Source organism: Streptomyces sp. NPDC087310 (assembly GCF_044744405.1).
Lineage (GTDB): Bacteria > Actinomycetota > Actinomycetes > Streptomycetales > Streptomycetaceae > Streptomyces.
The window spans coordinates 260,082-284,544 of record NZ_JBIUYF010000003.1; the positions used below are offsets into that span (position 1 = coordinate 260,082).

Sequence of the window (24,463 nt, forward strand, 5' to 3'; positions counted from 1 at the left end):
CGGATCAGGGCGCGGGCGGCGCCGGGATGTCCGCGTACCGCTGGATCCAGGCGTGCATGGCGATGGCAGCGGCGGCTCCCGCGTTGATCGAGCGCGTCGAGCCGAACTGGGCGATCGAGCAGACCATCGTGGCGTGCTCACGGGCCTCTTCGGTCAGGCCGGGACCCTCCTGGCCGAAGAGCAGCACGCAGCGGCGCGGCAGCTCCGTGCGCTCCAGCGCGACGGCGCCCGGCAGATTGTCGATCCCGATGATCGGCAGCCCCTCGGCCGCCGCCCAGGCCGTCAGCTCCTCCGTACCGGGATGGTGGCGCACATGCTGGTACCGGTCGGTGACCATGGCGCCGCGCCGGTTCCAGCGCCGCCGGCCCACGATGTGGATCTCCTTGGCGAGAAAGGCGTTGGCGGTGCGGACCACGGAGCCGATGTTGAAGTCGTGGCTCCAGTTCTCCACCGCCACGTGGAAGTCGTGGCGCCGGGTGTCGAGGTCGGCGACGATCGCCTCGCGGGTCCAGTACCGGTACTGGTCGGCCACGTTGCGCCGGTCGCCGGCCGCCAGCAGCTCCGGGTCGTACCGCTCGCCCTGGGGCCAGGGCTCGCGGTGCGGTCCGACACCGACCGGGGGTCCGTAGCCTTCGTCGTACTGGACCGGCTCCAGGCCCTCGTCCGATGTCTCGCTGATCACCTACACGAGGGTACGTGGCTGCTCGGAGCTCTCCCGCCGCTGCCCGGGCGGGGCCGCCTCGGCGCGGGGGCGGGCCCGGCCCGGCAGCCGGCCGAGCAGCCGGTCGCGCACTCCGGTGACCCGGCCGCCGAGCCACAGCAGGAAGACCGTCGGCAGGAACACGGCGTCGGCGGCGATCATGGCGAGCGAGAAGAACGGCAGCCCGAGCAGTACGGCGATCCCCGCGTGCTCCAGGATCATCGCGACCAGCAGGACGTTCTTGACGCGCCGGTTGAAGAGCGTGAACGGGAAGGCGACCTGCACGATGACCGTGCCGTACGTCAGCACCATCACGATGAGCGCGCTGGACGCGAAGAGGTCGGAGAGCGCGGGCCAGGGCGCGAAGTAGTCCAGCTTGAGCGGGTAGTACAGCGCGGTGCCGTCCTGCCAGCGCGACCCCTGGATCTTGTACCAGCCGGCGGTGGCGTAGACGAGACAGACCTCGGCCATGATCACGGCGAGCGTGGCGTTGTGGAGCAGATTGGCGAGCACGTCGAGCAGCGCGCGCGGCTCACCCTGGGGCGCGCGGCGGTTCACGGCCCACCAGAGCCCCTGACCCGCCCAGGCCCCCCAGAACAGGACCAGCAGCCAGCTCTCGATCTGGATCCGGTCGGTGAGCGTGCCGATGAGCAGGGCCGTACCGGTGACGGTCCAGAGGACGGGGCCGACCCGGTCCCGTACGGCCGGAGCGGCGGCGCCCGCCGTCTTCGCCGCACGCGCCGCAGTCGCCACGCGGGCGGCGCGCCGGGCGTCGAGCGACCAGACCTGCCCGCAGCGCGTCAGCACGAGATAGATCGCCATGAGGTGGATGACGTTGTCGCCGCCGTCCCCCATGAAGATGCTGCGGTTCTGGAGCGACAGCACCCCGAACATGAAGAGCACGGACATGGTGCGGGTCCGCCAGCCGAGCATCAGCAGCGCGCTGGACAGGACCGCGACGGCGAAGACGATCTCGAACCACACCACGCTGTCCGACCACATCAGCGCGGAGAAGGCGCTGTTCTTCGCGATGAGCTGCTGGGCCATGTCCCAGCTCCAGGGCCCGTCGGGGCCGTACAGCTCACGGCGGTGCGGTACCTCGCGCAGCAGGAAGAGCAGCCAGGTGCCGGCGAAGCCGATCCGTATGACCGCGCTCTGGTAGGGGCCGAGTGCGGCGGCCGTGACGCGCTGGAGCGCGCCCGCCGCCCGCTGGTCGAAAGGGCGCGCCGGGCGCGCGGGCGCGGCGGGGCGCGGGGCGGGACGCACGGTGGGCCAGGGATCGGGGCGCGGGCCCCGGGGCGGCGCGGACGGCTGGCCGGCGGGCGGCGGTACGGGCTGCTCCGGCGGTACGGGCTCCTCGGACCGTTCGGACCGTTCGGGCTCCAGGGACCGCTGCGACCGCTCCGGCTGCTGGGACTGGCCGGGCTGCTCGCGCTGCTCCGGCTGCTCGCGCTGCTCCGGCTGTTCGGGCTGTTCGGGCTGTTCACTCACCGGTGCGCCTCCGCACGGCCGTTCCGTACGCCGCCGGGAAGATCCGTGGCGTTCACCGTCCACCAGGGATAGACCCGGTAGGACGGGCGCGTGCTGATCTTCTCCGTGCCCCAGGGCGGCGAGGGGACGGCCGTGGTGGCCGACCTGACCTGGATGCGTACCACCGGCCCGCCCAGATCGTGGTCGGCCAGCCGCAGCATCACGATCCGGCGGATGTAGCTCTCGGAGAGCTGGCCGCGCAGCCCGTTCGGGCGGTTCTGATTGTCATGCGATCCGACGAAGAAGTCCCAGCCCCGGCGCAGCTCGTTCTGGTCGACATGGCTGGGCAGCACGTTCCGGTGGATGGCGGCGCCGTCCTCCGCGGAGAGATCGATCCATTCGCTGGTCCTGCGCGCGGGGCCGTCGGACTCGATCTCGGCGCGCACCTCGACGGCGATGTTCTGCTGGAGGGGGTTGGGCGCGAAGAGCTTCCAGTTCTGTTCGAACTCGGGGTAGACCCAGCCGTCGACGGCCTTGCCGTACTGCTTGGTGAGCGTGTTGGACGGGGCGACGTGGAGGAACACCATCGCGACATGCGCGCAGGCCAGCAGCCCGATGACCGCGAGTGACACGGCGGCCACCACCTGGTAGCGGAAGGAGAGGCCGGATATCCCGGCCCCGGGTGGCGGACCGGCTTTCCCGCCCTGGTCGTCGTACGAATCCATCCCGCCCCGATCCCCGTCGTACTCCGGTCAGTTATCCACAGGGTTGACACCCTACGGGCCGCCGACCCACCATTGAAGTCCATGAACCGAACGATCGGTCGGTAGGGGGTCCGGATGACGGCAGTGACCACGGGGACCGCGGGGACAGCCGAGGAGGCGACGATGGGAAGGACGGCGGAGTCCTTCGAGGCGGCGTTCGACGCGGCCGTGGCCGCCGACGAGCGCATCGAGCCGCGCGACTGGATGCCCGAGGCGTACCGCGCGTCGCTGGTCCGCCAGATGGCCCAGCACGCCCACTCCGAAATCATCGGCATGCAGCCGGAGGCGAACTGGATCACCCGTGCGCCCTCGCTGCGCCGCAAGGCGATCCTGATGGCCAAGGTCCAGGACGAGGCGGGACACGGCCTGTACCTCTACAGCGCGGCCGAGACGCTGGGCACGGGCCGTGACGAGCTGCTCGACAAGCTCCACAGCGGCCGCCAGAAGTACTCGTCGATCTTCAACTACCCCACCCTGACCTGGGCGGACGTCGGCGCGATCGGCTGGCTGGTGGACGGAGCGGCGATCACGAACCAGGTCCCGCTGTGCCGCTGCTCGTACGGCCCGTACGCCCGCGCGATGGTCCGGATCTGCAAGGAGGAGTCCTTCCACCAGCGGCAGGGGTACGAGCTGCTGCTCGCCCTGAGCAACGGGACGGACGCGCAGCACGCCATGGCCCAGGACGCGGTGGACCGCTGGTGGTGGCCGTCGCTGATGATGTTCGGCCCGCCGGACGACGAGTCGGCCCACTCGGCGCGGTCCATGGCCTGGAAGATCAAGCGGCACTCCAACGACGAGCTCCGGCAGCGCTTCGTCGACATCTGCGTCCCGCAGGCCGAGGCCCTCGGCCTGACCCTCCCCGACCCGGACCTCCGGTGGAACGAGGAGCGGGGACGGCACGACTTCGGGGCGATCGACTGGGCGGAGTTCCACGAGGTGCTGAAGGGCAACGGGCCGTGCAACGAGCAGCGGATCACCCAGCGCCGCCGCGCCCACGAGCAGGGCGCGTGGGTACGGGAAGCCGCCGCGGCGTACGCGGCGAAGCACCGCCCCGGGGCGGCACGGATGGAGGCGACGGCATGAGCGACACGGCCGACTGGCCCCTGTGGGAGGTCTTCGTGCGCTCCCGCCGCGGGCTCTCGCACACCCACGCGGGCAGCCTGCACGCGCCGGACGCGGAGATGGCCCTGCGCAACGCGCGGGACCTCTACACCCGGCGCAGCGAGGGCGTCTCGATCTGGGTGGTGGAGTCCTCGGCGGTCACGGCCTCCTCGCCGGACGAGAAGGACCCGTTCTTCGCCCCGTCCGCCGACAAGCCCTACCGGCACCCGACCTTCTACGAGATCCCTGAAGGGGTGAAGCACCTGTGACCGGCGTACCGGCGACGACCGGCGCCCCGGCGCCCCGGCGGGCCCCCGGGGCGGTGAACGCGGCGGCGGCTCTCGCGCTCGGCGACGACGCACTGGTGCTCTCGCACCGGCTGGGGGAGTGGGCGGGCCACGCCCCCGTCCTCGAAGAGGACGTCGCGCTCGCCAATATCGCGCTGGACCTGCTGGGCCAGGCGCGGTTCCTGCTCTCCCTCGTCGGGGACGAGGACGAGCTCGCCTATCTGCGCGAGGAGCGCGCGTTCCGCAACCTGCACCTGGTCGAGCAGCCGAACGGCGACTTCGCGCACACCATCGCCCGCCAGCTCTACTTCTCCACCTACCAGCTCTTCCTGTACCGGCAACTCGCGGACGGGGAAAGCGAGTTCGCCCCGCTCGCGGCCAAGGCGGTCAAGGAGGTCGCCTACCACCAGGACCACGCCGAGCACTGGACCCTGCGGCTCGGGGACGGCACGCCGCAGAGCCACGAGCGGATGGAGCGCGGCTGCCGGGCGCTCTGGCGGTTCACCGGCGAGATGTTCCAGCCCGCCGACGGACCCGACGGACCTGACGGATCCGACGGACCTGACGGACCTGACGGATCCGGCGGCCTCGCGGGGCTCGACGTCGACTGGCAGGCGCTGGAGGAGAGCTGGCTCGCGTCCGTCACCGATGTGCTGCACCGGGCGACCCTCTCCGTACCGGACGGCCCCCGCTCCGGCGCCTGGACGACGGGCGCGGGCCGGCAGGGGCTGCACACGGAGCCGTTCGGACGGATGATCGCCGAGATGCAGCACCTCCACCGCAGCCACCCGGGGGCGTCATGGTGAGCGACCACGCCCCGGCGGCACCGGCGGGCACGACGGCGCTGGAGGAGGAGCTGCGCGCCCTCGCCGGCGCCGTGCCCGACCCCGAGCTGCCGGTGCTCACCCTGGCCGAGCTGGGCGTGCTGCGCGGCCTCCACCTCGCGGGCCCCGGACGGGTCCGCGTGGAGCTGACCCCCACCTACACCGGCTGCCCGGCCATCGGAACGATGTCCTCGGACATCGAGCGCGTCCTGCACGACCACGGGGTGCCGGACGTCTCGGTCGTCACGGTCCTCTCCCCGGCCTGGTCGACGGACGACATCAGCGCCGAGGGCCGCCGCAAACTCGCCGAGTCCGGCATAGCCCCGCCCCGCCCGGGCGCCACACCGGGCCGCGCCGGCGGTCCGGTGCCGCTGACGCTCGCCCTGCGCTGCCCGCACTGCGGCTCGACCGACACCGAACTGCTCAGCCGGTTCTCCTCCACCGCCTGCAAGGCGCTGCGCCGCTGCACGGCCTGCGGCGAACCGTTCGACCACTTCAAGGAGTTGTAGATGTTCCATCCGCTCCGGGTCAGCGAGGTCGAACCGCTCACGGACGACGCGGTGGCCGTCACCCTCGCCGTCCCTCCCGAGCTCCACGAGGCGTTCCGGCACACCCCGGGCCAGCACATCGCCCTGCGCCGCCGCACCGAGCGCGGCGAGGAGATCAGACGTACGTACTCGATCTGCGCCCCCGCCGGCCCGGACCCCGCCCTGCGGGTGGGCATCCGGCTGGTCGAGGGCGGAGAGTTCTCGACGTACGCCCTCAAGGAGCTGGCCGTGGGCGACACGGTCGAGGTCATGGAGCCGACCGGCCGCTTCGTCCTGGAGCCCCGCGCCGGGTATTTCGCGGCGATCGTCGGGGGCAGCGGCATCACCCCGGTGCTCTCCATCGCGGCCACCCTGCTGATACGGGAGCCCACGGCCCGGTTCTGTCTGGTGCGCAGCGACCGCACCGTGGCGTCCACGATGTTCCTGGAGGAGGTCGCCGACCTCAAGGACCGCTTTCCCGACCGCTTCCAACTCGTCACGGTCGTCTCCCGGGAGGAGCGGCAGGCGGGGCTGCCGTCCGGCCGGCTGGACCGCGAGCGGCTGACCGGACTGCTGCCCGCGCTGCTCCCGGTGGCCGACATCGACGGCTGGTTCCTCTGCGGCCCGCTCGGCCTGGTCTCCGGCGCGGAACGGGCGCTGCGCGGCCTCGGGGTGGAGCGCGGCCGTATCCACCAGGAGATCTTCCACGTCGACGAGTCGCCGTCGGCCGCCGCGGCACCGGCCGCGCGCGGCGCCAGGGCCGCCGCGGACAGCACCCTGACCGCGACCCTGGCCGGCCGTTCGGGCACCTGGCCGGTACGGGAGGGCGAGTCCCTGCTGGAGACGGTGCTGCACAGCCGCGCGGACGCCCCCTACGCGTGCAAGGGCGGGGTCTGCGGCACCTGCCGGGCGTTCCTGGTCTCGGGCGAGGTCACCATGGACCGCAACTTCGCGCTCGAACCGGAGGAGACGGACGCGGGGTACGTGCTGGCCTGCCAGTCCCACCCGGCGACCGCGGAGGTGGAGCTGGACTTCGACCGCTGAGCCGGGGCCGCCGCGTCGGTCAGAGGACGAACGCCGGGGTGCCGTTGTCGGCGACCATCGGGCGCCCGGCGCCGTCCCAGGCGAGCATGCCGCCGTCCACGTTCACCGCGTCGATCCCCTGCTGCACCAGATACTGGGTGACCTGTGCGGAACGGCCGCCCACCCGGCACATCACGAACGCCTTGCGCCCGTCGGCGACCGCCTCCGTGACCTCGCCGAAGCGGGCCACGAAGTCGCTCATCGGGACATGCAGCGCGCCCTCGACATGACCGGCCGCCCACTCGTCGGCCTCACGGACGTCCAGCACCAGACCGTCGGCCGGTACCGCCGCGGCGTCGACCGAGGGCAGCGGGGCGAAATTCATGGGGATTGCCTTCTCTCGTACGGAACCGGACTTGAACCGGCACGGGACCGGGCGCCGTGGCCGGCCGTCATAGCCGGACCCGGACCCGGGCCCGGGCCCGGGCCCGGGAAATCTACTCCACCAGTTTGGCGAGCTCCGCCTCACGCCCCGAGACCTCCGCGAGAAGCTGCTCCGCGATCTCCTCCAGCAGCCGGTCCGGATCGTCGGGCGCCATCCTGAGCATCGCGCCGATCGCGCCCTGCTCCAGTTCATGGGCGACCAGCGTCAACGCCTCCTTGCGCTGCGCCAGCCACTCCAGCCGGGCGTACAGCTCCTCGCTCTCGCTCAGCTCCACCGGCCGCGGCGCGGGCCCCGCCGCCCACTCGGCGGCCAGCTCCAGCAGCAGCGCCTCGTCCCCGCGCCCGTAGGCGGAGTTGACCCGCGTGAGGAATTCCTCACGGCGCGCGCGCTCCTCGTCGTCCTGCGCGAGGTCCGGGTGCGACTTGCGCACCAGATCGCGGTAGAGCTTGCGCGCCTCGTCGCTCGGCCGGACCCGCTTGGGCGGCCGTACGGGCCGATCGGTCAGCATCGCCGACGCCTCCGGCGACAGACCGTCGGAATCGAGCCAATCGTGGAACAGCTCCTCCACGCCCGGCATCGGCTGCACCATCGCCCGGGCCTCCCGCGCCTTGCGCAGATCCTCCGGATCGCCCGTGCGGGCGGCGCGGGCCTCCGCGATCAGCGCGTCCAGTTCGTCGAGCCGGGCGTACATCGGGCCGAGCCGCTGATGGTGCAGGCGGGAGAAGTTGTCGACCTCGATCCGGAACGTCTCCAGGGCGATCTCGAACTCGATCAGCGCCTGCTCTGCGGCGCGCACGGCCCGCTCCAGGCGCGCCTCGGGCCGCGTGTCGGACGCTTCGGTGGCGTCAGGCACGGCTCGTACGTCCTGCTCGTCGTCGTTACGGATCGTCGGCTCCCCAGGGGCGTCGTGCATCACTCGTCCAGCCTACGGGCGGATCGAGCGGGCCCCGCCCCTCCCACGCCCCGGAGAGCCCGTACCAGCCGCTCAGACCCCCAGTTCGGCGGAGATCCGCCCGCCGCGCACCGCCGCGACCAGCTCCGAGTGGTCCGCCTCCGTACGGTCCGCGTACGCCACCGCGAACTCCGCCACGGCCTCGTCCAGCTCCTCGTTCTTACCGCAGTACCCGGCGATCAGACGCGGGTCCACGCTGTGCGCGTGGGCCCTGGCGAGCAGCGCTCCGGTCATCCGCGCGTAGTCGTCGACCTGGTCGGCGGGGAGCGCCGCCGGGTCCACGCTGCCCTTGCGGTTCCGGAACTGCCGCACCTGGTAGGGCCTGCCCAGGACCGTCGTCCAGCCCAGCAGGTTGTCGCTCACCACCTGCATCCGCTTCTGGCCGAGCACCACGCGCCGCCCCTCGTGCGCCACCTCGGGCCGCTCGAAGCCGACGGCCGGCAGATGCGGCAGCAGGGCGGAGGGCCGCGCCTCCTTCACCTGGAGTATGAGCGGCTCGCCCCGGTGGTCCAGGAGGAGCACCACGTACGAACGAGTCCCGACACTGCCGGTGCCGACGACCCGGAATGCCACGTCGTGGATCGCGTACCGCGCGAGCAGGGGCAGCCGGTCCGCCGAGAGGGTGGCCAGATACTCCTCCAGCGAGGCGGCCACGGCCGCGGCCTCCTCGTCGGGCACGCGGCGCAGCACGGGCGGCGCGTCCACGAAGCGCCGCCCGGCGGCGCCCTGCCCGCTCTCGCCGTCCTCGGCGTCCACCGCCTCGGTCGACCGGGCCGCGAACCGCGCGCTCGTGTTGTTGCGCGCCTTCTCCGAGACGCGCTCCAGCGTGCCGGCGAGGTCGCGGGCGTCCGTGTGGGAGACCAGTTCCTCGTCGGCGATCGCGTTCCACGCGTCGAGCACCGGCAGCTTCGCCAGCAGCCGCATGGTGCGCCGGTAGGCCCCCACCGCGTCGTACGCCCCGCTGCGGCAGATGTCCTCGTCCGCGCCGGCCTCCCGCCCGGCCAGCACCAGCGAGGCTGCGAGCCGCTTGAGGTCCCACTCCCAGGGGCCGACGACGGTCTCGTCGAAGTCGTTGAGATCGATGACGAGCCGGCCGCGCGCGTCCCCGTACAGGCCGAAGTTGGCCGCGTGCGCGTCGCCGCAGATCTGCGCGCCGACACCGGTGACCGGCGTGCCCGTCAGGTCATGGGCCATCAGTCCGGCGGAGCCGCGCAGAAAGGCGAAGGGGGTCGCGGCCATCCGCCCCACCCGTATCGGAGTCAGCCGCGCCACCCGGCCGCGGCTGGACTCCTCCACGGCCCGCACCGCGTCCGGCCGCCCCGCCACGGGGCCCGACGCGGCGTGCCAGGACCGCGGCACCCGCTCCCGCAGCGCGCGCCCCCGCTCCTTCGGCGTCCGCGCGCCGTCCGCCCCGCCCGAGGCCGCGCGCGGCGCGAACCCCGGCACCGGCGGAATGCGTACCGATCCGGCTGCCGTCCCCGACCCGACATCGCCCATGGCGCGCCGCCTCCCCCGTACTCGTCGTGAGTCATGACTCCTCGTGCGACTCATCGTGCGACTCGTCGTGCGAGATCAACCGCTCACGACCGTACCGCCGGATCCGAACAGGCGCCCGCCCCTGTGGAAAACCCTGGATCACGCCCGGATCACGCCCGGATCACCTCCGGAGCCCCCCCGGGCCGGCCTCCCGCCCGTAACCTGCGTCACACCGACCGGGCGCTCCGAAGCCCCCGAACCCCCGGAGCCCCCTGGCCGGACACGCACCGAACGTGCAGCGGACATACAGAAGAACCCCCGCTCCGGAAGATCTCCGGAGCGGGGGTTCGACCAATCCGCTGTGGGTAGTCACTGACTACCCGCTGTGCGCGAGGGGGGAGTTGAACCCCCACGCCCTTTCGGGCACTGGAACCTGAATCCAGCGCGTCTGCCTATTCCGCCACCCGCGCATTGGGTGTGCCGTCCGGTGCTTCACCTGCTGTGTTCCGCTGGTGTGCGCTCCTGGCGACATCGAGAAGATTAGCACGCCGCAGGGGGTGGAATCACATCCGTTTGTTTCGACGATCCGACCTCGGAACAGGGAACGGACGACGGCCGCCACCCACTCCTCCTGTGTGCACCCGGGGTGCGGGACACTGGGCTCTGCCCGCCTCTACGATCCGTGTGAGAGGTGACACTCATCGACGGGGCAGACAAGGGGAACCAGCCGATTTCCCGACGCGTGGATACGATCAGTAAGCAGTACCAGGACGGCAACGACGGAGGAGGTGCCCCATGGGAGTCATGAAGCGTTTCGAACAGCGTCTCGAAGGTTTGGTCAATGGCACCTTCGCGAAGGTGTTCAAGTCCGAGGTCCAACCGGTCGAGATCGCGGGTGCCCTCCAGCGCGAGTGCGACAACAACGCGACGATCTGGAACCGCGAGCGGACGGTCGTCCCCAACGACTTCATCGTGGAGCTGAGCACGCCCGACTACGAGCGGCTCAGCCCGTACTCCGGCCAGCTCGGCGACGAACTGTCCGGGCTGGTGCGCGACTACGCGAAGCAGCAGCGGTACACGTTCATGGGGCCGATCAAGGTCCACCTGGAGAAGGCCGAGGACCTCGACACCGGTCTGTACCGGGTGCGCAGCCGGACCCTGGCGTCGAGTACGTCACAGGACGGCCCCGACCGCGGCCCGGCGGGCCCCGTCGGCCACTCCGGTCCCGCGGCCCCCTCCTCGCCTCCCCGGGGTGCCCCCGGCGGTTACGGCTACCCGCCCTCCGCCGTGCCCCCGATGCCCGCCTCCTCGCCGCCCGGAAGCCCCGGCGGCCACGGTGGCAGGCCCGCGGGCCCGGGCCCCGGAGCGCTGCCGCAGGGCCAGACGCGCCGCTGGATCGAGATCAACGGCACCCGCCACCAGATCTCCCGCAGCACCCTCGTCATGGGCCGCAGCACCGACGCCGACGTACGGATCGACGACCCCGGAGTCTCGCGCAGGCACTGCGAGATCCGGGCCGGAACGCCCTCCACGATCCAGGATCTCGGGTCCACCAACGGCATCGTGGTAGACGGACAGCACACCACCCGCGCTACGCTCCGCGACGGCTCGCGGATCGTCGTGGGCAATACCACCATCGTTTTCAGGCAAGCCGAAGGGTGAAGCGGGGGCAATGTCAGAGCTGACCCTGACGGTCATGCGGCTAGGTTTTCTGGCCGTTCTGTGGCTGTTCGTGATCGTGGCCGTACAGGTCATCCGCAGCGACTTGTTCGGAACACGCGTCACGCAGCGCGGCTCACGCCGCAACGCAGACGCCCGTCCGCAGCAGGCCCGCCAGTCCGCGGCGCCGCCCCAGCAGCGCCAGCAGCAACAGCAGGGAGGCAGGCAGCGCAGGGGAGCCCCCACCAAGCTGGTCGTTTCCGAGGGCAGCCTCACCGGCACCACGGTGGCTCTCCAGGGACAGACGATCACGCTGGGCCGCGCCCACGACTCGACCATCGTGCTGGACGACGACTACGCGTCCAGCAGGCATGCCAGGATCTACCCGGACCGTGACGGTCAATGGATCGTCGAGGACCTCGGGTCCACCAACGGCACGTATCTCGACCGGACCCGGCTCACGACCCCGCAGCCGATCGCACTGGGCGCTCCGATCCGCATCGGAAAGACCGTCATCGAGCTGCGGAAGTAGTACGACAATGAGCGAGCGGAGCGAGCGAGCCACGGCGGTCCCCACAGCGGACCGCAGCAGGCTCCCGACCGGAGGGTGGGCAGTGTGGCTCGAGACCGGCTGGCGCGACAGTCGACCGGCGAGCCGACGGGCGAGGTGCGCATGAGTCTGTCTCTGCGTTTCGCCGCCGGGTCGCACAAAGGAATGATCCGGGAGGGGAACGAGGACTCCGGCTATGCCGGCCCCCGGTTGCTGGCCATCGCCGACGGCATGGGCGGCCAGGCGGCCGGCGAGGTCGCCTCGTCCGAGGTGATCTCCACGCTCGTGCAGCTCGACGACGACGTCCCGGGCTCCGACCTCCTGACCTCGCTCGGTACGGCGGTGCAGCGCGCCAACGACCAGCTCCGCGTCATGGTCGAGGAGGACCCGCAACTGGAGGGCATGGGCACCACGCTCACCGCCCTCCTGTGGACCGGCCAGCGGCTCGGCCTCGTACACGTCGGCGACTCGCGCGCCTACCTCCTGCGCGACGGCGTACTGACCCAGATCACCCAGGACCACACCTGGGTGCAGCGGCTGGTCGACGAGGGCCGGATCACCGAGGAAGAGGCCACCACCCATCCGCAGCGCTCCCTGCTGATGCGCGCGCTGGGCAGCGGCGACCATGTCGAGCCCGATCTCTCCATCCGGGAAGTCCGCGCCGGCGACCGCTACTTGATCTGCTCGGACGGCCTCTCCGGCGTTGTCTCGCACCAGACGATGGAAGAGACCCTCGCCAGCTACCAGGGCCCTCAGGAGACCATCCAGGCCCTGATCCAGCTCGCCCTGCGCGGCGGCGGACCCGACAACATCACCTGCATCGTCGCCGACGTCCTGGACGTCGAGTCCACCGACACCATGGCGAACCAGCTCAGCGACACCCCGGTCGTCGTCGGCGCCGTCGCCGAGAACCAGCTCCCGCTGAGCTCCGCCGAGAACGCCGCGGCGATGCAGACCCCGGCCGGCCGCGCCGCCGGCCTCGGCCGCTCCGTACCCCCGCAGGGCGCGGGCGGCTTCGGCCCGCCCGGCAGCGGCGACGACACCGAGTACGGGTACGGCGCGGTGCCGCCCGGCAACGGCTCCGACAGCTTCGGCGCCTACGACGACGGTGCGGACGGCTACACCAAGGAGCGCCCGCGCCGCCGGTGGATCAAGAGATCGCTCTACTCCGTGCTCGCGCTGGCCGTCGTCGGCGGCGGTCTGTACGGCGGCTACCGCTGGACCCAGACCCAGTACTACGTCGGCGCCAGCGAGCAGCACGTCGCCCTCTACCGGGGCATCAGCCAGGACCTCGCCTGGCTCTCCCTCTCGAAGGTCGAGAAGGAACACCCCGAGATCGAACTCAAGTACCTCCCTCCGTACCAGCGCAAGCAGGTGGAGGACACCATCGCCGAGGCCAGCCTCGCCAACGGCCAGAAGAAGATCAAGGAACTCGCCACCCAGGTCTCGGCGTGCAAGAAGGAAGAGCAGCGCCGTACGGCCGACAAAGAGGCCAATGTGGCCACGGGTGAGGGACAGGCCGGCGGTACGACCGGTACGTCCGTCGCCTTGTCCACCACCGTCCACCCGAAAGCCGCGACTCCCACTCCAGGCCCCAGCCTCTCGGAAGAGGAGCAGAAAGTGGCCTCGAACTGCGGAAAGCAGCAGTAGCCGGCCGTAGGGGGCCCTTCACCACCATGAGCGTTGTCACCAACACGACCACCATCGGCGCGATCGAAGCACCGAGCCGCCGCAACACCGAGCTCGCCCTGCTCGCCTTCGCCGTCGCCATCCCCGTGTTCGCGTATCTGAACGTGGGGCTGGCCATCGACGGCAAGATTCCCGCGGGGATGCTCGGATACGGGGCCGGACTCAGCCTGCTCGCGGGCGTCGCGCACCTCGTGGTGCGCAAGTTCGCCCCGTACGCCGATCCGCTGTTCCTGCCGCTGGCGACGCTGCTCAACGGCCTCGGGCTGGTGCTGATCTGGCGCCTGGACCAGTCGCCCCGGCTGATCCAGCTCGCCAAGATCGCCACCAAGTCCGGCGTCTTCAACCCGTCCGCCCCCGGGCAGCTCCTCAACTCCGCGATCGGCGTCGCGCTCTTCGTCGCCGTACTGATCCTGCTCAAGGACCACCGCGTCCTGCAGCGCTACACGTACATCTCGATGGCCGTCGCGCTCTTCCTGCTGATCCTGCCGATGTTCTTCCCCGCGAAGAACGGTGCCAAGATCTGGATCACCCTCCCCGGCCTCGGCTCCCTCCAGCCCGGCGAGTTCGCGAAGATCATCATCGCGGTCTTCTTCTCCGGCTACCTGATGGTCAAAAGAGACGCCCTGGCCCTCGCCAGCCGCCGTTTCATGGGCCTCTACCTGCCCCGGGGCCGCGACCTGGGACCGATCCTCGGCATCTGGGCCGTCTCGATCCTCATCCTGGTCTTCGAGACCGACCTCGGCACCTCCCTGCTCTTCTTCGGCCTCTTCGTGGTGATGCTGTACGTCGCCACCGAGCGGACGAGCTGGATCGTCTTCGGCCTGCTGATGTCGGTCGGCGGGGCCGTCGGCGTCGCCTCGTTCGAGTCGCACGTCCAGTCCCGCGTCAACGCCTGGCTCGACCCCTTCGCCTGCTACGAGACCAGTGGCGCCTGCGAGCAGATCGGGCAGGCCCTGCTCTCCTTCGGCTCCGGGGGCACCCTCGGCACCGGACTCGGCCAGGGCAACTCCGACCTCATCGGCTTCGCCGCCAACGCCGACTTCATCCTCACCACCATCGGCGAGGAACTGGGCCTGGCCGGCACCATGGCCGTCCTGATGATCTACGCGCTGATCGTGGAGCGCGGCGTACGCACCGCCCTCGCCGCCCGCGACCCCTTCGGCAAGCTCCTCGCCATCGGGCTCTCCAGCGCCTTCGCCATCCAGGTCTTCGTCGTCGCCGGCGGCGTCATGGGACTCATCCCGCTGACCGGTATGACCATGCCGTTCGTCGCGTACGGCGGCTCCTCCGTCCTCGCCAACTGGGCCCTGATCGGCATCCTCATCCGCATCAGCGACACCGCGCGCCGACCCGCACCGGCCCCCGCCCCGTCCCCCGACGCCGAGATGACCCAGGTGGTCCGACCGTGAACAAGCCCCTGCGCCGTATCGCCATCTTCTGCGGGCTCCTCATGCTCGCCCTGCTGATCCGGGAGAACTGGCTCGGCTTCGTACGCTCGAACGAGCTCAGCACCCACGACTACAACAAGCGCGTACAGATCGAGCGGTACAGCAACGCACGGGGCAACATCATCGTCGACGGCAAGCCCATAACCGGCTCCGCCGAGACCGACGACACGTACTACACGTACAAGCGCACCTACACCGACGGCCCCATGTGGGCGCCCGTCACCGGCTACGCCTCGCAGGCGTTCGGCGCCACCCAGATCGAGTCCATCGAGGACGGCGTCCTCACCGGCAACGACGACCGGCTCTTCTTCGACCGCACCATGGGCATGTTCACGGGCGAGGAGAAGAAGGGCGGCAACGTCGTCACGACGCTCAACGGCGCCGCCCAGAAGGCCGCCTACGAGGGCCTCGGCAAGAAGAAGGGCGCCGTCGCCGCGATCGACCCGGCGACCGGCAAGATCCTCGCGCTGGCCTCCACCCCCAGCTACGACCCGGCCACCTTCGCCGGCCGTACGGAGAAGGACTCCGAGGCATGGGTCTCCCTCGACAAGAAGAAGAACCCCGACGACCCGATGCTCAACCGGGCGCTGCGCGAGACCTACCCGCCCGGCTCCACCTTCAAGGTGCTGACCGCCGCCGCCGCCCTGGAGCACGGCAAGGTCACCGACGTCGACGCCCCCACCGAGACCCCGCTCCCCTGGATCATGCCCGGGACCACCAGGCCGCTCCCGAACGAGGGCAACATCCCCTGCGAGAACGCCACCCTGCGGGTCTCGCTGCGCTACTCCTGCAACACCGTCTTCGGCAAGCTGGGCTCGGACCTCGGCAAGGACAAGATGCTGGAGACCGCGAAGAAGTTCGGCTTCAACGAGGAGCAGTTCGTCCCCGTCCGCGCCGCGGCCTCCGTCTTCCCCGAGGACATCAACAGCTCGCAGACGGCGCTCTCCTCCATCGGCCAGTTCGACACCCGCGCCACGCCCCTCCAGATGGCCATGATCGCCGCCGCGGTCGCCAACGACGGCAAGCTGATGAAGCCGTACATGATCGACCGCCTGGAGTCGCCCAGCGTCGACGTGCTGGAGAAGACCGAGCCCGAGGAGATGAGCCGGCCCCTCTCGCAGGAGAACGCCCAGAAGCTCCAGAGCATCATGGAGACCGTCGTCGACGAGGGCACGGGAACCAATGCCAAGATCCCGAACGTCACAGTGGGCGGGAAGACCGGCACCGCCCAGCACGGCGAGAACAACAGCAAGAACCCGTACGCGTGGTTCATCTCGTACGCCAAGTCGGGTGACGGCTCCCCGGTTGCCGTCGCGGTCGTCGTCGCCGACAGCGATGCCAGCCGTGACGACATCTCCGGTGGTGGCCTCGCGGCCCCCATCGCCAAGGACGTGATGAAGGCGGTCATCGACAGCAAGAAGTGACGCCCGTCACGACGCACGTCCATACCCGCACAATGCGATACCGGTCGTATATCAGCTCACCGTTACGGGCCAACCTCATACGGCGTGCCCGGTAGCGTAGGCGCGAACAGCACACCGCCGGACCACTCGCCGGTGCGGTCGGGACTGACGGAGAGGGCTGGAACGTTATGGAAGAGGCGCGTCGCCTCGGCGGCCGGTACGAACTGGGCTCGGTGCTCGGTCGTGGTGGCATGGCAGAGGTCTACCTCGCCCATGACACCCGGCTCGGCCGTTCCGTAGCCGTCAAGACCCTGCGGGCCGACCTGGCCCGCGACCCGTCCTTCCAGGCCAGGTTCCGCAGAGAGGCCCAGTCCGCGGCCTCGCTGAACCACCCGGCGATCGTCGCGGTCTACGACACCGGCGAGGACTACGTCGACGGCGTCTCCCTCCCGTACATCGTGATGGAGCACGTCGACGGCTCCACCCTCCGCGAGCTGCTGCACTCCGGGCGCAGGCTGCTGCCCGAGCGCACCCTGGAGATGACCGTCGGCATCCTCCAGGCGCTGGAGTACTCGCACCGCAACGGGATCGTCCACCGCGACATCAAACCGGCCAACGTCATGCTGACGCGCACCGGCCAGGTCAAGGTCATGGACTTCGGCATCGCCCGCGCCATGGGCGACTCCGGCATGACGATGACCCAGACCTCCGCCGTCATCGGCACCGCCCAGTACCTCTCCCCCGAGCAGGCCAAGGGCGAACAGGTCGACGCACGCTCCGACCTCTACTCCACCGGCTGCCTGCTCTACGAGCTCCTCACCGTCCGGCCGCCGTTCATCGGCGACTCCCCGGTCGCGGTCGCCTACCAGCACGTACGGGAAGAGCCGCAGACGCCCAGCGTCTTCGACCCCGAGATCACGCCCGAGATGGACGCGATCGTGCTCAAGGCCCTCGTCAAGGACCCGGACTACCGCTACCAGTCCGCCGACGAGATGCGCGCCGACATCGAGGCATGCCTCGACGGCCAGCCCGTCGCCGCCACGGCCGCCATGGGCGCGGTCGGCTACGGCGGCGGTTACGGCGCCGACCAGCCGACCACGGCGATGCGCGCCGGCGACCCGGCCGGCCAGACCTCGATGCTCCCGCCGGTCAACCCGGACGACGGCGGCTTCGGCGGATACGACGACCGACCCGCGCGCCGCCGCCAGCAGCCGAAGAAGTCGAACACGTCGACCATCCTGCTCGCCGTCGCCGGCGTCCTGGTCCTGGTCGGCGCGATCCTCATCGGCAAGTACATCTTCGACGGCAACGGCGGCGAGTCGAAGGGCCAGGTTTCGGCCCCGCAACTCGTCGGCAAGCCCCTCGCCGAGGCGGAGAAACTCGCGGAGAACACCTCCGTGAAGGTCACACAGTCGGGCGCGGAGCGCTGCGAGCAGCCCAAGGGCTCCATCTGCAGTCAGACGCCCGAGAGCGGGCAGCAGATGGACAAGGGAGAGACGATCCAGGTCGTCGTCTCCGAGGGCGCGCCGCAGATCGAGGTCCCGGACGTCACCGACAAGCAGAAGGACAAGGCGACCGTCCAACTGGAGAACAAGGGCTTCAAGGTCGACTACAAGGAGGAGGAGTCCGACCGGGACTCCGGCACCGTGCTCTCCCAGGATCCCGCGGGCAACTCCCAGGCCGAGAAGAACTCCACGGTCACCCTGACGATCGCGACGAACACCCTGATCCCCGTCCCCGACGTGACCACCCAGTCCGTGGACACGGCGGAGGCGCAGCTCAAGACGCTCGAATTCGTGGTCGTACGGAACCCGGTCGACTCCGACCAGCCGGCGGGCACCGTCGTCAAGCAGAACCCGGCGGGCGACACCAAGGCCGCCCAGGGCGCCACCGTCACCCTGGACGTCTCCAAGGGGCCGCAGCAGGAGAAGGTGACCATCCCCGCGGACATCCTCACCGGCAAGCGGCTCGGCGAGGTCAGGGGCACCCTCCAGGGCCAGGGCCTGAACGTCGCGCTCGCGAACGGCTCGTCCGGCGACGACAACGCCATCGTCATCAGCAGCGACCCACGCCCCGGCCAGGAAGTGAACAAGGGCGACACGGTCACCCTGACCACCTTCGGCGGCCAGAACAACGGCAATGGCAACGGGAATGGGAACGGCAACAACGGCGACAACAACGACGACGGGGACGGCGGAGGCTTCTTCGGCTTCGGCAGCCCGTCCAACGTCCCCTTCCGACCCGAGAACTCGTAACCCCTGACCCCCCGGCCCCGAGCCCCGGCCCGCACCGGCCGGACTCGGCTCGGATCGACTCGGATCAGCTCAACGGAATGCCCCGGCACCCACATGGGTGCCGGGGCATTCCCGTGACCGTGACCGTGCCCTTCCGGGACTCCAGGGATCCGGCCGTCAGCGCAGCTCCGGCGGGGGTGTGCGCTCCTTGTCGACCTTTTCCGTGCGCTCCAGCTCGGCCCAGACGATGTAGCGGTAGTCCGACGTGTAGACGGGCGTGCAGGTCGTCAGCGTCAGGTAGCGGCCCGGCTTGGTCTTCCCCGACTCCTTCGGCACCGGCATCAGCACCTCCACGTTGTACTTCGAGGTCTTCGGAAGCTCCTTGTAGACCTTGTAGACGTACCAGGTGTCCCGCGTCTCGAAGACGACCGCGTCACCCGTCCTGATCTTGTGGATGTTGTGGAACCGCGCCCCGTGCCCGTCCCGGTGCGCCGCCAGCGTGAAGTTCCCCTGCTCGTCCCAGGGCAGCGCCGACTTGACCGGGTCCGTGTAGTACCCCGCGACGCCGTCGTTCAGCAGGGACGTGTTCGTCCCCTTCTTCACCAGCACCTCGCCGCTGTCCATCGCCGGGACATGCAGAAAGCCGATGCCGTCCGCCGGGTCGAAGCTCTTGGGGCCGCCGCCACCGGTCGCCTCGCGCGCCCAGTTGTGCCGTACGTCGTCGCTCTGCTTTCCCGCCGCACGGTCGGCCAGCACATTCGTCCACCACAGCGAGTAGACGACGAAGAGGCCCAGCACCACCCCTGCCGTGATGAGCAGTTCGCCGAAGACGCTGACGGCGGCGGCGATACGGCCCCGGGGGCGTCGGTCCCGAGGCGCTCGCCCCGGGGCGGGCGCCTCGCCCGGGTCCGGGGACGACGGTGCGCCGGCCTGTTCCTCGTGCCCGGTACTCGCTGCCACGGCGCCCGTCCCCGTCCCTGTCGTGATTCCGGCCGCTCGGAACCCCGCGGGCGCCGCCGGCCTCAGCCGACGAGCGCGTCGGGCTTCCCCTTGCTGCGCGGCCGCTCGTCCACCATCTTGCCCCACACGATCATGCGGTAGGTACTGGTGAACTCGGGGGTGCACGTCGTCAGGGTGATGTAGCGGCCGGGCTTCGTGAACCCGGACCCCGGCGGCACCGGAGTGATCACGCTGACGTTCGACGGCGGCGTCTGCGGCAGGATGCTGGCCATGTCGTACGTGTAGTACGCGTCCTGCGTCTCGACGATGATCTCGTCACCGGGCTGCAACCGGTTGATGTAACGGAACGGCTCACCATGGGTGTTGCGGTGCCCGGCCACCGCGAAGTTGCCCTGCTTGTCGGAGGGCATCGCCGTCTTGAGCGAACCCTCCGCGTAGTGACCGACCATGCCGCGGTCCAGGACCTTCGGCTTGCTGATGCCCTCCGCGATCGGCACCACGACGTCCAGCTTCGGGATGTGCATGATGGCGAAGCCCTGCCCCGGCTCGAAGGCCCCGGGCTGCCGCCCGGCCGCCCAGCCACTCTGGATCTTGTCCGCCTCCTTGCCGGCGTACTGGCCGGCCTGGATGTTCGTCCACCAGAGCTGGTACCCGACGAACAGCAGCATCAGCACACCGAAGCTGATGAACAGCTCACCGATCGCCCGGCTCGCGATCACCGCGGGGCTCTCCTTGCGGGCGCGCGCCGCGCGCCGCGCCTCGACCCGCGAGAGCGGCGCGGAGATCGGCCGGGAGAGCCCCGCCCCTGCGGGGCCCGAGGCCGCGTGCTCCGCCTCGTTCCCGCCGCTTCCGGGGCCGTCCTCGTCCTCCGGCGCCTCGGCGCGCCTACGGCCCCTGCCGCCGCCCTTGGCCGCCGCCTTCCGGCGCTCCGCACGGCCGCCCGTACGGGGCTCGGGCGCCGACGGTGCCGTGACGGCCGGCGGCAGCGGCCCCGGGCCCTGCGCGGGCCCCGGTTCCACCGCCGGCATGGGCTGCGTCACGAACTCCGCCGCCGCGGCCGTCGATATGGGCGTCGCCGCGGGGGCCGGCACCGCCTGCGGCGGCTCCGCCGCGTACTGCCGGTAGTGGTCCCCTGACCACTCGGGGCCGGGCCCGGGACCGGGAGGAGGCGGTACGGGGCTCGCAGGAGGCGGTACGGGGCCCGGCGCCGCCGGTTCGTCGCGCCGCGGCCCCCGGTGCCGCCCCTGCCGCTGCGCCGGCGGGCGGGACGGCTCCGGTCTCTCCGGCCGGAGCCCGGACGGAGACGGGCCCGGAGACGGGGCCGGAGACGGGGCCTCCTGCCCCGGCAGCGGATCGTTCAGCGGGTCGGCGAGACCGTCCACCGCCGCCTCGAACGCGCGGGCGTCCCCGTACACGCCCGGCTGGAACCCGTCATACCCGTCCGGGCCGTACGCGCCCCCGTAACCGGCGTCGTGTTCGGGGCGCAGTGCGGTCACGCGAGCGCCTTGCCCACCACCGGCGCCAGTCCCGTCGAGCGGTTCACCGCGCCCGGATCACCGCACTGCGCCAGCCAGTTGGCCAGCATCAGGTGGCCGTGTTCGGTGAGGACCGACTCCGGGTGGAACTGCACGCCCTCGACGGGCAGTTCACGGTGGCGTACGCCCATGATGATCCCGTCCTCCGTCCGCGCCGTGACCTCCAGCTCGGCCGGCAGCTCGGACGGCTCGGCCGCGAGCGAGTGGTAGCGGGTCGCCGTGAACGGCGAGGGCAGTCCGGCGAAGACGCCCTTGCCCTCGTGCGTGACGAGCGACGTCTTGCCGTGCAGCAGCTCGGGGGCCCGGCCGACGACCCCTCCGTACGCCACGGCCATCGACTGCATGCCGAGGCAGACGCCGAAGACGGGCAGGCCGGTCGCGGCGCAGTGGCGCACCATCTCGACGCAGACACCGGCCTGTTCGGGGGTGCCGGGGCCGGGGGAGAGCAGGACGCCGTCGAAGCCGTCGTCGGCGTGCGAGGTGGCCACCTCGTCGTTGCGCAGGACCTCGCACTCGGCGCCGAGCTGGTAGAGGTACTGGACGATGTTGAAGACGAAGCTGTCGTAGTTGTCCACGACGAGGATGCGCGCGCTCATCGGGCCGCCCCCGCTCCGTCGACCGTCACGTCGTTGAACGGCAGCAGCGGCTCCGCCCACGGGAAGACGTACTGGAACAGCACATAGACGACGGCGAGCGCCAACACGAGCGAGATCGCCGCCCGAATCAAAGCGTTGCCCGGCAGATGCCGCCAGATCCAGCCGTACATGCTGTCCCTTCCGTTCGGTACCGCACCAGGCGGTACGGCACCAGACTAAAGGGCCACGGGGGCGCGTGGGCGGTGCATGAGCGAGCTGCACCCAGGTTCGGACTTGGTCTTCGTCACTCGGCGGGGGTCGCGTAGTGGAGGTCCACCGTGCCCGAGTAGCCGGGGAGTGTCTCTTTGCGCAGCTCATCGACTTTCCAGCCGAGGCCGTACGCCTTCACGTACAGCTCGTAGTTCTGGATCGCGGGTGAGTTGTCGAGCGCCTTGCGGAGTTCGGTCCGGTCGCCGACCGCGGTGATCTTGTACGGGGGCGAGTAGACGCGGCCCTGGAGGATCAGGGTGTTCCCCACGCACCGGACGGCGCTGGTGGAGATCAGCCGCTGGTCCATGACGCGGATGCCCTCGGCGCCGCCCTGCCACAGCGCGTTCACCACCGCTTGGAGGTCCTGCTGGTGGATGACGAGGTCATTGGGTTGCGGCTCGGGGTAGCCGGGGTTGGCGGTGGCGTTGGGCGGGGCGTCGTCGAGGGTGACGGTGAGGCCGGGGCCCGTGACCTTCCGGGTGCCCGCCGAGGTCTCCAGGGCGCGCAGCTCGGCGTTCTCGGCCTCGCTGGTGCCGTGGTCGCGGCTGACGAGCCGGTCGTTCTCCTGCCGTATCGCGGCGGTGGTGTCGCCCAGTTCGGCGTTCTTCCGGTCGCGTTCGTGGATCAGGTCGGAGAGCTTGAGCAGCGAGGTGTCCGTACGGATGTTGGTGCCCTTGGCCGTGTTGAAACTCGTGACGAAGATCAGCCCGGCGAGGGCGAAAACGGCGGCTGTGAGGACCCGGACGGGGCGTCTTCCCGGCCCGCGGTCCGGCGTGTGTCCTGGCCGAGGGACCGGCCCTGGGGGAGAGTCGGCTGAATTGCTCAACGTACCCTTATCTCCTTAGCCGCCGCGGAAGCACTACGCTAACGGACGCCCGGGGGCGGTGGTTCCCCCTGCTCTCCGCCCCGGGACCCGTTACAGTCCCCCTGCGCGGTCACGCAGCGCATCGACAGGAGAGTCCCTCGTGCCGAAGTCACGTATCCGCAAGAAGGCCGACTTCACGCCGCCCCCGGCGGCGAAGCAGGCGACCGCCATAAGGCTCACCAACCGGAGCTGGGTGGCTCCGGTGATGCTGGCCCTGTTCCTGATCGGGCTGGCGTGGATCGTCGTCTTCTATGTGACCGAGGGCGATCTTCCGGTGAAGAGCTTCGGGAACTGGAACATCGTGGTCGGGTTCGGCTTCATCGCCGCCGGCTTCGGTGTCTCCACCCAGTGGAAGTAGCGGCCCCGACCGCTCCGCGTCAAGCTCTCCCCATGCTTGTCCACATTGTTATCCACAGGCAGGGGAAAAGGTCAGAAGATCTGTGGATAACCCCACGGGTGGTTGACGCCGGTGTGACCGCCACGGTCCCTCCGATGATGTGATCGCCCCTTGTCTCCGCTGGTCAAACCCATACCGGCGACAAGGGGCACGCATGTTCCCCACAGGATGCACAAGATCCAGCACACTCTGTGGACAACGTGGCCACAGGTCCGCCCCCCGGGGCGTCCCGGACGCCCTTCAGGTGAGCTGCAGCGTCCTGGCCACGACGATCCCGATCGTCACCAGCAGCACCAGCCCGCACGTCCCGTACTGCACCAGCGTCCGGTGCGCCCGGGGCGCGTGGACCATGCCTATGGCGATCGCGACGCCCGCCACCAGGCCGCCGACGTGCGCCTGCCAGGCGATGCCGCTCCAGGTGAAGGTGAAGAGCAGGTTCAGCGCCAGCAGGGCGAGGACCGGCCGCATGTCGTAGTTGAGCCGGCGCATCAGTACGGCGGTGGCGCCGAGCAGCCCGAAGATGGCGCCGGACGCGCCCAGCGAGAGCTGGTTGGGCGCGGCGATCAGATACGTGAGGGCGCTGCCGGCCAGTCCGGAGAGCAGGTAGAGCGCCAGATAGCGGCCACGGCCGAGCGCGGCTTCCAGCGGACCGCCGAGCCACCACAGGCCCAGCATGTTGAAGGCGATGTGCCACACCTCCTCGTGCAGGAACATCGAGGTGACCAGCCGGTACCACTCGCCGTTCGCGACGCCGACGAAATGGCCGTCGTCGTAGGCGGTGCCGATGAGCCCGAGGTCGATCGCGAGCCGGTCGTGGTCGCCCACGGCGAGGACGGCGACGAAGACGGCGACATTGATGCCGAGCAGGATCTTGGTGAGCAGCCGGGGGTCGGCGGCGATCGTGCCGCCCGCGAGGGTGCGCGGCTGGTTGGCGGTGGCGCCGTGCCCCGTACCGGATCCCTGTCTGACGCAGTCGGGGCACTGGAATCCGACGGAGGCGCTGATCATGCACTCGGGGCAGATGGGCCGCTCGCAGCGCGTGCAGCTTATGCCCGTCTCCCGGCCGGGGTGGCGGTAGCAGTTCGGCGGGCCCTGGGTGACGGCGGGCCGGTCCTGGCCTCCGTGGCCTCCTGGCGGGTGGTCCATCGGGTCCCCTCGGTCTTCGTGGCGGCGGGCTTCGTGGCGGCGGGCGGTACGCAGCGCGCCGCCCCGCCCGTCCGGTGGGTCATGACCTGGTCGTAACGACTACGGACGGGCGGGGCGGGAAGGTTCCCGGACGGCGGGAACTCGGTCGGCGACGGCTGTGTCC

Annotated in this window: 24 protein-coding genes and 1 tRNA gene; 12 read left to right on the forward strand and 13 right to left on the reverse strand. The window is 70.6% G+C overall.

Going from position 1 to position 24,463, the window contains the following annotated elements:
- Positions 1–4: 4 nt before the first annotated feature.
- The 3 genes from ACIO3P_RS11705 to ACIO3P_RS11715 all read right to left on the reverse strand — a co-directional run bounded on the left by ACIO3P_RS11705 (position 5) and on the right by ACIO3P_RS11715 (position 2,895).
- The gene (locus tag ACIO3P_RS11705) at positions 5–682 is read right to left on the reverse strand and encodes a TrmH family RNA methyltransferase (protein WP_401849066.1); all 678 of its coding nucleotides are present in this window, start codon (positions 680–682) and stop codon (positions 5–7) included.
- Positions 683–1,966, reverse strand: coding sequence for an HTTM domain-containing protein (locus ACIO3P_RS11710; RefSeq protein WP_401849527.1), 1,284 nt, complete (start codon positions 1,964–1,966; stop codon positions 683–685).
- 221 nt (positions 1,967–2,187) lie between these two features.
- Entirely contained in the window at positions 2,188–2,895 is a 708-nt protein-coding gene (locus tag ACIO3P_RS11715; protein WP_329828266.1) for a DUF5819 family protein, read from the reverse strand.
- 114 nt (positions 2,896–3,009) lie between these two features.
- On the opposite strand from ACIO3P_RS11715, the gene paaA reads away from it, so the two are divergent.
- The 5 genes from paaA to ACIO3P_RS11740 are packed head-to-tail and all read left to right on the forward strand — an operon-like array spanning position 3,010 to position 6,717.
- Entirely contained in the window at positions 3,010–4,017 is a 1,008-nt protein-coding gene (gene paaA, locus ACIO3P_RS11720; protein ID WP_401849068.1) for a 1,2-phenylacetyl-CoA epoxidase subunit PaaA, read from the forward strand.
- Entirely contained in the window at positions 4,014–4,304 is a 291-nt protein-coding gene (gene paaB / locus ACIO3P_RS11725) for a 1,2-phenylacetyl-CoA epoxidase subunit PaaB (protein WP_329828264.1), read from the forward strand. Before paaA ends, paaB begins: the two co-directional genes overlap by 4 nt.
- Complete coding sequence (gene paaC, locus ACIO3P_RS11730; protein WP_401849069.1) at positions 4,301–5,128, forward strand: 1,2-phenylacetyl-CoA epoxidase subunit PaaC; 828 nt, start codon at positions 4,301–4,303, stop codon at positions 5,126–5,128. Before paaB ends, paaC begins: the two co-directional genes overlap by 4 nt.
- Positions 5,122–5,655 (forward strand): 1,2-phenylacetyl-CoA epoxidase subunit PaaD, encoded by a 534-nt coding sequence (gene paaD, locus ACIO3P_RS11735; RefSeq protein ID WP_329828263.1) that lies wholly within the window; start codon positions 5,122–5,124, stop codon positions 5,653–5,655. The genes paaC and paaD overlap by 7 nt, the downstream gene beginning before the upstream one ends.
- Positions 5,656–6,717, forward strand: a complete 1,062-nt coding sequence (locus tag ACIO3P_RS11740) for a 2Fe-2S iron-sulfur cluster-binding protein (protein ID WP_329828262.1) — start codon at positions 5,656–5,658, stop codon at positions 6,715–6,717. It begins immediately after the preceding gene.
- Positions 6,718–6,736: 19 nt separating this feature from the next.
- Here ACIO3P_RS11740 and ACIO3P_RS11745 read toward each other — a convergent pair whose 3' ends face one another.
- The 4 genes from ACIO3P_RS11745 to ACIO3P_RS11760 form a co-directional block, all read right to left on the reverse strand.
- A complete protein-coding gene (locus tag ACIO3P_RS11745) occupies positions 6,737–7,081 on the reverse strand; it encodes a rhodanese-like domain-containing protein (protein ID WP_329828260.1) in 345 nt (114 codons plus the stop codon).
- Between the two features lie 112 nt (positions 7,082–7,193).
- Positions 7,194–8,054 carry a J domain-containing protein gene (locus ACIO3P_RS11750; protein WP_401793630.1) on the reverse strand — a complete coding sequence of 287 codons (861 nt, stop codon included), beginning with the start codon at positions 8,052–8,054 and terminating at the stop codon, positions 7,194–7,196.
- 72 nt (positions 8,055–8,126) lie between these two features.
- Positions 8,127–9,590, reverse strand: a complete 1,464-nt coding sequence (locus ACIO3P_RS11755) for a DUF2252 domain-containing protein (RefSeq protein ID WP_401849071.1) — start codon at positions 9,588–9,590, stop codon at positions 8,127–8,129.
- A 365-nt stretch (positions 9,591–9,955) separates the two neighbouring features.
- Positions 9,956–10,039 (reverse strand) — tRNA-Leu (locus tag ACIO3P_RS11760).
- A 325-nt stretch (positions 10,040–10,364) separates the two neighbouring features.
- Here ACIO3P_RS11760 and ACIO3P_RS11765 point away from each other — a divergent pair.
- The 6 genes from ACIO3P_RS11765 (at position 10,365) to pknB (ending at position 18,573) form a co-directional block, all read left to right on the forward strand.
- Positions 10,365–11,231: a DUF3662 and FHA domain-containing protein gene (locus ACIO3P_RS11765; RefSeq protein WP_329828255.1), complete on the forward strand. Its 867-nt coding sequence runs from the start codon at positions 10,365–10,367 to the stop codon at positions 11,229–11,231.
- 10 nt (positions 11,232–11,241) lie between these two features.
- Positions 11,242–11,760: an FHA domain-containing protein gene (locus ACIO3P_RS11770; RefSeq protein WP_329828253.1), complete on the forward strand. Its 519-nt coding sequence runs from the start codon at positions 11,242–11,244 to the stop codon at positions 11,758–11,760.
- 141 nt (positions 11,761–11,901) lie between these two features.
- Positions 11,902–13,428 carry a PP2C family serine/threonine-protein phosphatase gene (locus ACIO3P_RS11775; protein ID WP_329828251.1) on the forward strand — a complete coding sequence of 509 codons (1,527 nt, stop codon included), beginning with the start codon at positions 11,902–11,904 and terminating at the stop codon, positions 13,426–13,428.
- Positions 13,429–13,454: 26 nt separating this feature from the next.
- Positions 13,455–14,876, forward strand: a complete 1,422-nt coding sequence (locus ACIO3P_RS11780) for an FtsW/RodA/SpoVE family cell cycle protein (protein WP_401793623.1) — start codon at positions 13,455–13,457, stop codon at positions 14,874–14,876.
- Positions 14,873–16,339 (forward strand): peptidoglycan D,D-transpeptidase FtsI family protein, encoded by a 1,467-nt coding sequence (locus ACIO3P_RS11785; protein WP_401849072.1) that lies wholly within the window; start codon positions 14,873–14,875, stop codon positions 16,337–16,339. Before ACIO3P_RS11780 ends, ACIO3P_RS11785 begins: the two co-directional genes overlap by 4 nt.
- Before the next feature lie 167 nt (positions 16,340–16,506).
- Positions 16,507–18,573, forward strand: coding sequence for a Stk1 family PASTA domain-containing Ser/Thr kinase (gene pknB / locus ACIO3P_RS11790; protein ID WP_401849073.1), 2,067 nt, complete (start codon positions 16,507–16,509; stop codon positions 18,571–18,573).
- Positions 18,574–18,729: 156 nt separating this feature from the next.
- Here the strand turns inward: pknB and ACIO3P_RS11795 are convergent, their stop codons facing one another.
- The 5 genes from ACIO3P_RS11795 to ACIO3P_RS11815 all read right to left on the reverse strand — a co-directional run bounded on the left by ACIO3P_RS11795 (position 18,730) and on the right by ACIO3P_RS11815 (position 22,718).
- Positions 18,730–19,512: a class E sortase gene (locus ACIO3P_RS11795; protein WP_329828246.1), complete on the reverse strand. Its 783-nt coding sequence runs from the start codon at positions 19,510–19,512 to the stop codon at positions 18,730–18,732.
- A gap of 62 nt (positions 19,513–19,574) precedes the next feature.
- Positions 19,575–21,008 (reverse strand): class E sortase, encoded by a 1,434-nt coding sequence (locus ACIO3P_RS11800; RefSeq protein ID WP_401849074.1) that lies wholly within the window; start codon positions 21,006–21,008, stop codon positions 19,575–19,577.
- Complete coding sequence (locus tag ACIO3P_RS11805) at positions 21,005–21,643, reverse strand: aminodeoxychorismate/anthranilate synthase component II (RefSeq protein ID WP_329828242.1); 639 nt, start codon at positions 21,641–21,643, stop codon at positions 21,005–21,007. The genes ACIO3P_RS11800 and ACIO3P_RS11805 overlap by 4 nt, the downstream gene beginning before the upstream one ends.
- The gene (locus ACIO3P_RS11810) at positions 21,640–21,813 is read right to left on the reverse strand and encodes a hypothetical protein (protein ID WP_329828241.1); all 174 of its coding nucleotides are present in this window, start codon (positions 21,811–21,813) and stop codon (positions 21,640–21,642) included. The genes ACIO3P_RS11805 and ACIO3P_RS11810 overlap by 4 nt, the downstream gene beginning before the upstream one ends.
- A 113-nt stretch (positions 21,814–21,926) precedes the next feature.
- Positions 21,927–22,718 (reverse strand): DUF881 domain-containing protein, encoded by a 792-nt coding sequence (locus ACIO3P_RS11815; RefSeq protein WP_329828240.1) that lies wholly within the window; start codon positions 22,716–22,718, stop codon positions 21,927–21,929.
- 139 nt (positions 22,719–22,857) lie between these two features.
- Between ACIO3P_RS11815 and crgA the strand changes: the two genes are divergently transcribed.
- Positions 22,858–23,115 (forward strand): cell division protein CrgA, encoded by a 258-nt coding sequence (gene crgA / locus ACIO3P_RS11820; RefSeq protein ID WP_329828239.1) that lies wholly within the window; start codon positions 22,858–22,860, stop codon positions 23,113–23,115.
- 279 nt (positions 23,116–23,394) lie between these two features.
- Here crgA and ACIO3P_RS11825 read toward each other — a convergent pair whose 3' ends face one another.
- A complete protein-coding gene (locus ACIO3P_RS11825) occupies positions 23,395–24,300 on the reverse strand; it encodes a rhomboid family intramembrane serine protease (protein WP_329828238.1) in 906 nt (301 codons plus the stop codon).
- Positions 24,301–24,463 lie beyond the last annotated feature (163 nt).